The organism is Chitinophaga sp. (assembly GCF_035564935.1).
In the GTDB taxonomy this organism is placed as follows: Bacteria; Bacteroidota; Bacteroidia; order Chitinophagales; family Chitinophagaceae; genus Chitinophaga.
In genome coordinates this window covers 1-7,976 of record NZ_DATMTE010001036.1, presented here as the reverse complement: position 1 = coordinate 7,976, position 7,976 = coordinate 1, and the positions used below count along the sequence as shown (strand labels likewise).

General features: G+C 47.6%; 5 protein-coding genes. 3 read left to right on the top strand and 2 right to left on the bottom strand.

The annotated features are described in order from the left end of the window. Both VN105_RS27000 and VN105_RS26995 read left to right on the top strand, forming a co-directional pair. The coding region (locus VN105_RS27000; RefSeq protein WP_325646118.1) for a hypothetical protein at positions 1 to 898 on the top strand (898 nt) is incomplete at its 5' end. 121 nt (positions 899 to 1,019) lie between these two features. Next, positions 1,020 to 2,657: a hypothetical protein gene (locus tag VN105_RS26995; RefSeq protein WP_325646116.1), complete on the top strand. Its 1,638-nt coding sequence runs from the start codon at positions 1,020 to 1,022 to the stop codon at positions 2,655 to 2,657. Here the strand turns inward: VN105_RS26995 and VN105_RS26990 are convergent. Beyond that, complete coding sequence (locus tag VN105_RS26990) at positions 2,654 to 5,152, bottom strand: Hsp70 family protein (protein ID WP_325646114.1); 2,499 nt, start codon at positions 5,150 to 5,152, stop codon at positions 2,654 to 2,656. The two genes, VN105_RS26995 and VN105_RS26990, sit on opposite strands and share 4 nt — an antisense overlap. A 4-nt stretch (positions 5,153 to 5,156) precedes the next feature. Further along, on the bottom strand, positions 5,157 to 5,480 hold the full coding sequence (locus VN105_RS26985; RefSeq protein WP_325646112.1) for a hypothetical protein: 324 nt from the start codon (positions 5,478 to 5,480) through the stop codon (positions 5,157 to 5,159). Between the two features lie 231 nt (positions 5,481 to 5,711). Here VN105_RS26985 and ligD point away from each other — a divergent pair, with 231 nt between their 5' ends. Beyond that, complete coding sequence (ligD, locus tag VN105_RS26980) at positions 5,712 to 7,787, top strand: DNA ligase D (RefSeq protein WP_325646110.1); 2,076 nt, start codon at positions 5,712 to 5,714, stop codon at positions 7,785 to 7,787. Positions 7,788 to 7,976 lie beyond the last annotated feature (189 nt).

Below are 7,976 nucleotides of genomic sequence, written 5' to 3'. Positions count from 1 at the left end.
GCGCCTGGAAGCAAAGGCCACCAGCCGCAAATCCTTGCTGGCCCGATTTTTTGGCGACGGGTACCGGCAAAGGAAAGATCGCCGGAAACTACTCAGGGATACACTTCTGAAAGGGGGAATTGCCATCGTTATTATTGCAGCTATTGGTGTTGGCGCTCACTTTGAACAGGCCTATACGCCCCGTATTAATGTCCGTGAAAGTGAGAACAGCATTTTTATGGGCGCCCGTACTTCGCTCACTATGCAGTACCTGTTGTCGCAGTTACTGATGGACACAGAGAAAAGGGCAAAGAAGCTGTTGAACAGCCCCGGACTGCCGTCGCCCGCCACCGGCGCCGATCTGTACGGCCCTGATTTCATGAAGGCGGTAAGGATGCAGGGCAATTATGGTGACGGCTTTGTACGCCCGCCTTTCGGCAGGGCAAAGCACTGGACGGCGGAAGACAGCTCCTGGACCGATCCCGCACACCGCCAAAGCATACGCGTTTTTAACCGCCAGGATGGCGCACTGATCACCATGGTGCAAACACCAGACTCTTTTTACTCCTGCTACATTGCACCCTTCGATAGCGCCTTTGTACCCCTCCCGTTGTCCATCAGCCGGGTGTATTTTTATGCCGGTGCAGGATGGGACCCCGAATGGAAAGCCGAATATGCGATGCACTATGTGCCATCTTATCGTGCTAAAGGATTTTTCCTGATGCCCGTTTATGATGCCCTCAATTTCCTGAAAACATCCTGCCTGCAACTGAACCTCGACAGCAGCTACTGGCAGCACTCCAACCGCTATATCCCGGTGGAAGTTTTCCTGTCGCAAAAAGATATGCTGCAACAACAACTGCAGCTCCGGCAGCTCACAAATAATTTCAATGGGGTAGACCTGATCCCGATGGAGTAGCCGCGGATTTTGTCTGACTCAGGATTATGCTGATTACGCTGATCACACTGATTTTATTTTTTTGGATTTTATAATATTAAAAGGAAGATAGCGGTGTTTATTTTATTTATTTTGCCTTCTTATGAAGTATGTGAATCCCGTTATTTTCCTGGAGGCAGTTCATGGTGGACCCGTAGATACGGGTGATACCGCTGCGTTATCCCTTCTCCGGAAAAAAATGCTGGCAGAACTGGAACTGTCGGACGACAAGCAATTTAAAACAGGCGAATGGGCATTTGATAAACACCAGCTGTTACAGTTTTTTGACCAGCTAACAGCGGGTGATGAACTTTTCTTTCATGCGCAGGTAGCTGCAGACCCGGTACTGCTGCACTTCCTGGACACAGGAGAAATTACCGGCAGGTTTGCAGATAATCCTGTTTACGAAAACACGGCCTTCCTGGTTTTTATTTCTCCCTGGTACGGACCATTGTTTGCCAACGCAGTGATAGATAGCCTGAAGCACCAGCAGTTGCAACAAACTATCTATCTTTTTGCCAATCCCTGGTTGATGGATGGAGAACATACTACTACCAGCTACAGAAAGATATTCCGCTACATGCAAATAGTGGAAGAACACCTGAAAGCTATTATTGGAAAATTGCGGGAAGGAGCCACCGTTCCGTGGCAGCAAATATTGGTTTTTGCCAATATTACCCTGGTGCAACAGCTGAATGCGTTACCCTCCGGGTTCCGGGAATGGAGAAGCGAGTACGGTATTAGTTTGATCAACCTGGGACTGGCCATATACAGGAATGATTTTAAAAATGGGATGGCGATGTTGGAGCTGGTTGAAAAGCTCCACACCGCAGCATACGTAAAAGAGGAAACGGAGCGGTGGAAAGCGAAGATGCTGGCGTACGGGAAAGAACAACGGGCAAACAGATCACTGGCCCAGCGGATAGGTTCTTTATTGGGCCCGCTTAAACCGAAAGGGATGAGTGAAGAGGGAACCGGAACATTAGTGATTATCATATCGGCGATACTGTTATCCCGTCTTTTTTTCTCCTTAATAGAAACAAAGCCCCGGCCTGCAATAGTTACCAGCTTTGATTATTTTGCACATGACCGTACTTACGAACCGGTAAAATATCTTTTGTATCATCTGCAAACAGATTCTATATACCCTTTAAACAACAAAGACAGCAGCAAAACGCCGGTAACCGGCGACGATGTATACGGTCCTGATTTTATGACTGCGCTGAACAGGCCCTTCAGTAAAACCAACGATCCTGCTATATTAAAAATAGCGGAACAGGGCCAGAATGCCAGCCATGCATCGCCAAAGGGGAATACGGTTTACCGGCAAAGCCTGCATCTCTACAACCGGTTAATAGCGCCGGCAATTGCCCTGGTCCAAACGCCGGATACTTTTTACTCCTGTTACATTTCGCCGGGCGACAGTGCTTATGTGCCGCTGCAACTCGCGGTGAACCGGCTGTATGTATATATTGGTCAGCAATGGAACGGTACAAAACAAGCCCAATACCCGATGGACGATGTGAAGGCATACAGGGTGAAAGGATTTTTTGTGGCGGCTTACAAAAACTCCAGGCAATTCCTGAAAGAAAACAGCCTTATATTCAAGCTGGATCCTACATACTGGGCTACGTCCAACCGGAACATTCCTATTGAGATCGGGTTGTCGGACAGTACTTACCTGCACTTCAACCTCCTGGAAAATAACGCAGCAGGAGTGGAGCTGGAAGTAGGCGATTAGCCGATACCTGTTCCTTTCAGCTGGTCTCTTTCTTTTTTGGTATCCGGCATGAGATTGTATAGCTGGTTTACCGCTACTTTCAGTTCATCATAATTTTTCCGTTCCAAAGCGCGTTCACCGATTTCTTTAAAGCGCGCAGCTGTTTGCGGATCTGTATATTCTTCCGTATTTACGTTGGCGTAGTAGTAATAGGCATTGATCCAGGTTTCGGGTTTGTTGCGCCTTATTTCCCAGCTCAGTTCATTCAGCTCATCAATTTTTGCTTTGATGGCGTAGTAGCTTTGCGAAGATAAATAAGCGCTTTCACCAGCGATGATCTTTTCAAAGCGCGTCATCCGGGTACTGTCTTCTTCTTCCCGGATATTATACAAACAATACTCTTTCCGTTTAAAATACAGTTCTGTAATTTCCACGATCAGCTGGTCTTTCCCGGTGCTGTCGAGTTGTTGGGCCAGTTTACGCTTCTTTTCTTCCAGCTGGTATTTTTCATCGGTAATATCATCGGCGCTGAGCAGTTCAATGCGGTTGCTGATATGATCAAGGTCCGCCATGATTTCCTGCACCGTGGCAGCCAGTTCGTATTGCTGGCTTTTCCGGAATGATTTTATTTTTTCAGATGCATTCAAACGTAGCTGCCGGATATCATCCTGCAGTTTGCCGGTATTGATTTTCCGGACCATAGGGTTAAACACTTCGGAAAATTCCTGTTCATTCATGAGCAGTACGGCTTTCACGGAAAGATCCCTGCTTTCGCTGATCTGTAAGGTAATTTCCACATCGGAACCTTTTACAAGATCAGTAATGAGGTCGGTGCTTTTTATTTCGATCATGCCCAGGGGAACACAACTGCCGGGAATGGCGTACCTGCTGCCTTCCAGTACGTTGATCAGGAGACTGTCGCTGCCGCTGCGCAATATCGTTTTCATCACTTCCTTGATGATCGTTTTCCGCAACGGAAGGATGGCATTCTTTTCAAAAATAAGTTCCAGCTTGGTGGTATTATTTTCCAGGTCGTCAATTTCTATGCAGATATCGTTAGGCAGTGGCTGCCCGTGAATATTGAACTTGCCCTGTGAAATGGCGATCACCGGGGCGTGTACTTCCAGCTCATTGTGGGCGGCGTCGAATACCAGGATGTTGAAGGTATTACTGGTGTTTTCCGCCAGCAGCAGCATTTCGGAGATGCGTTCCTGCAGGGGTTTGATGCCGCTGTCGTAGCCGCCGTCTGTTCGTACAATGCGATAGCTGAGCCCCGTTACGGGGCCGGTTACAATAGCTGTAAAATATTCTTCTTTATCGGCGGTATTTTTCTGGTAGGCTGTTTTAAACCGGATAGCGGGTGTGCCGGCAGCCAAAGGTTTATTTGCCGTTTGCTGTGGCTCACTGATGGTTTTGGTGCCTGCATACCAGGCGGCGCCTACGGCTACGGCAGTAGTAGGATCTACGCTGCAGTTCACCGGTATGCCCAGTTGTGCCGCCACCAGGTTTTTTACCAGCGGTATATAGGTGCTTCCGCCAATCATCACTATTTCTTTGATGTCGTTGGTAGTAAGATGATTGCGGTCGATGATCTTTTTTACGAGGTCAACGGAGTATTGTATGCGGTTATAGATAACCGTATCAAATTGTTCGCGGGTAATGGTGAGATAGATATCCTGCGTATCGCCGTTGGCGTCCGTCATCTCAAATTCTATTTCGGCGGAAGGGCTGGTAGTGAGTTGCACTTTGGCTTCTTCTGCTTTTTTCAGCAGGATATGATACAGGGTATTGTATTTTCCCCTGGCGCTGCGCATTTCTGTGAGCAGGTCGGGAATGGCATGTTGTTGCAGTAATGCTGGTACCACCAGCTGTTCAATGATGGCGATATCAAAGTCGACACCGCCAAGATAGTTATCTCCTTCATGATCGGTAACACGCATTTCGCCGTCCACAATTTTCACCAGCGCAACGTCGAAGGTCCCCCCGCCAAGATCGTATACCAGCCATTGTCCCTGGAGGGAGGTAGCATTGGCCTGTTTGTTTGCAAAAGCCAAACTGGCGGCAATGGGTTCCTGTAGCAGCAGCACTTCGCGGAAACCTGCATCGTTGCCGGCTTTTTTGGTGGCATTCGACTGGATGGTATCAAAAGAGGCAGGGATAGTAATGATCACTGCTTCCGGTTTTTCGCCGGTATAAATAAAGTTCTTCAGCTCGCGGAGTACCAGTGCCGATAGCTCTACCGGTGTTTTAAAATCACTGGTGTTCGGCACAAAGAAAGATTCCGAGGTGCCCATTTTTCTTTTGAAAGAAGAGAACACATTTTCAGGGTCTTTCTCTATCAGCTCACGGGCTTTGTCGCCAACAATGATCCTGTCTTTCCGGAAAGCTACTACCGAAGGCAGCGTTTCCTTCTGGCCGAACGGGTTCTTGAAAATTTCCACGGCCCCGTTCTGGAACCGGGCGATCAGGGAATTGGTAGTGCCGAGGTCAATACCGAAATTAATCTGGTTGCTCATAGGTTTATTTTGCGGCAGCGATAACTACACCTTTTTGTAAAATGGATTTTTGTCCTCCTTCTGTATAGTACACCACTGGTTTGATCACATTTACTATCTCCATATCGGCCGACATTTCGCCGGTGATACTGGCTTCATAATCCACCCGTGTTTCCCGGTAAGGCTCTCCCAGCGGGTTTAAGATAGTATAGCCGGCTTCTTCAAAATGTTGTTTGATCCGGTCTATATTACGTTGAAGGGATTGTAACTCCGGTTTGGCAGTCGTTTTTTTATCCAGTTCAAAAACCTGGTTGATGATCCGGATGTGAAGGGTTGATAACGGGTCCATTATTCAAATGCTGGTCTAAGCAAATATAATGATATTTTTATCTGTTTACGGTACCGGAACACCACGGCCGTTAGAAGGCTTTTTGTATGCCGGTGGGGATAATGTCACTCAGTTGTGTAATAATGCCGCAGTATATACCAGGCTGAAGGGCTTGTTACGGCGCCCTGCTAACGTTGGCGCCGCTTGTATAAAGCTTGAATTTTCTGGCACAGGAATTACTGGTGGAAAGGTATGCGACCCACCAACATAAAAAAGAAAAGTACTTATCCCAAAGCGTTGCCCGGCGGCTTATCACGGAAGCAGCAGGCTATCCTGGAAAAGAATGGTTTCACCGGGGCGCCGGAAACACGTTTCCCTAAAACAGTAAAGCCAATGCTGGCAACCCTGGTAGATAGCCCGCCTGCGCAGGAAGGGTGGCTATATGAAGTGAAGTGGGACGGCTATCGTGCTGTGGCCTTATGCCATCATAACCAGGTAAACCTTATCTCCCGGAATAATAAATCTTTCAACGATAAATTTTATCCCGTTTATGAAGCGTTGGTTCAGCTGGATAAGAATGCCGTGATCGATGGGGAGATTTGTGTACTGAATGAAAATGGTGTTGCTCATTTTGGCGCACTTCAAAACTGGAGAAGCGAGGCGGATGGCGAACTGGCGTATTACATTTTTGACCTTCTCTGGTATGAAGGCCGCGATCTTACAGGTTTGCCCCTTACGGAAAGAAGAGCCTTACTGGAAGCGTTGATCCCGTCAGCAGGCGTTATCCGTTACAGCGAATCGTTTGATGCTTCGCCTGCAAAACTCCTGGCAGCTACAAAAAAAATGGGAATGGAAGGAATTATGGCTAAGAAGGCAGATAGTATTTATATACAGGACAGGAGCAGGGACTGGCTGAAAATAAAAACAAATAAAAGACATGAAGTGGTGATTGGTGGTTTTACCAATAATGAAGGTTCTCCCAAGCCATTCAGTTCCCTGCTGGTAGGCGTGTATGAAAATGGGGCGCTCCGGTATACCGGTAAAATAGGCACCGGTTTTAACGCAAGGCAGCAAAAAGAAATGATGCAGGCTTTCCGCAAACTGATCATCAAAAAGTGTCCTTTTAAAGAAGTACCGGATGTAAACCAGCCTTCCCGGTTCAGACCCAATCCGCCGCTGGCCACTGCTACATGGCTAAAGCCCGTATTGGTCTGCGAGGTAAGCTATGCCGAGATCACAGGAGATGGTGTGATGCGGCATCCCAGTTTTGAAGGCATGCGCACCGACAAACCGGCTAAAACGGTTACAGCCGAACAACCCCTGGAAACCGCGGATATCCTGCCTGGAAAGAAGCAGGAGAAAATGGTGCGGTTAACAAAACCGGTTACTAAACACGGCAGGAAGTCACTATTGAACCCATCTGAAGCCACCCAGGTAAAACAGGTAAATCATCACCAGTTAAAGTTCAGCAACCTGGGAAAAAAATTCTGGCCTACAGAAGGATATACAAAACGCGATATGCTGAACTATTATTACCAGGTAGCGCCCTATATTATTCCTTACCTGCTGAATCGCCCGCAATCACTGAACCGCTATCCAAATGGTATCAACGGGAAAAGTTTTTATCAGAAAGATGTGACCACAGTAGCGCCTGAATGGGTCAAACAATTTCCCTACCGCACCAGTGAAGGAGAAGATAAGAATTACCTGGTAGTGGAAGATGAGGCCAGCTTGCTATGGATGGCGAATCTGGGCGCTATTGAAATGAATCCCTGGAACAGTACCATACATCAGCCTGATAACCCCGACTGGTGCCTGATTGACCTGGACCCCGACAAAGGGAATACTTTTCAGCAGGTGATTCAGACCGCGCAGGTAGTTCACCAGGTGCTGGAAAACCTGGGTGTTAAAAGTTATCCCAAAACGTCGGGGTCTACCGGTATCCATATTTATATCCCCTTAGGTGCAAAATATACTTATGACCAGTGCCAGCTTTTCGGGAAACTGATCGCCGCCACAGCGCATGAACAACTGCCTGCATTTACCAGCATCGAGCGGATGACCCGCAACAGGAAAGGATGTATTTATATCGATTACCTGCAAAACCGCCCCAAAGCAACGCTTGCCGCTCCTTATTCCCTGCGGCCCAAACCCGGGGCCACGGTATCAATGCCCCTGCATTGGGAAGAAGTGCGCAAAGGTTTGAAGATGACCGATTTTACAATTAAGAATGCGTTGGAGCGGATCAGATCAGAAGGAGATCTTTTTAAGCCGGTATTGGGAAGGGGAGTTAACCTGGAGCGCTTGCTGAAAAAGTTTTCAACCTGAATATCCTACGGCATGCCAGGCTTCGTGGTACCGCATTCGCTGTATCCATCCGGTTATCACGTTAATCCGGAATTGCCCCTGCCTTTTATAAGTATGGCTTCACAAAAAAATTATGTATCTTTTTATCATATTGGATTGTATGATGAAAAGTTGCTCAGCTGGCTTACTACCCAATGGGTGAAAGCTACC

What these genes read in the sequence shown, in the direction of transcription:
- ligD (WP_325646110.1), top strand. Translation starts at nt 5,712, where the DNA reads ATGCGACCCACCAACATAAAAAAGAAAAGTACTTATCCCAAAGCGTTG.
- VN105_RS26985 (WP_325646112.1), bottom strand. Translation starts at nt 5,480, where the DNA reads ATGGACCCGTTATCAACCCTTCACATCCGGATCATCAACCAGGTTTTT.
- VN105_RS26990 (WP_325646114.1), bottom strand. Translation starts at nt 5,152, where the DNA reads ATGAGCAACCAGATTAATTTCGGTATTGACCTCGGCACTACCAATTCC.
- VN105_RS26995 (WP_325646116.1), top strand. Translation starts at nt 1,020, where the DNA reads ATGAAGTATGTGAATCCCGTTATTTTCCTGGAGGCAGTTCATGGTGGA.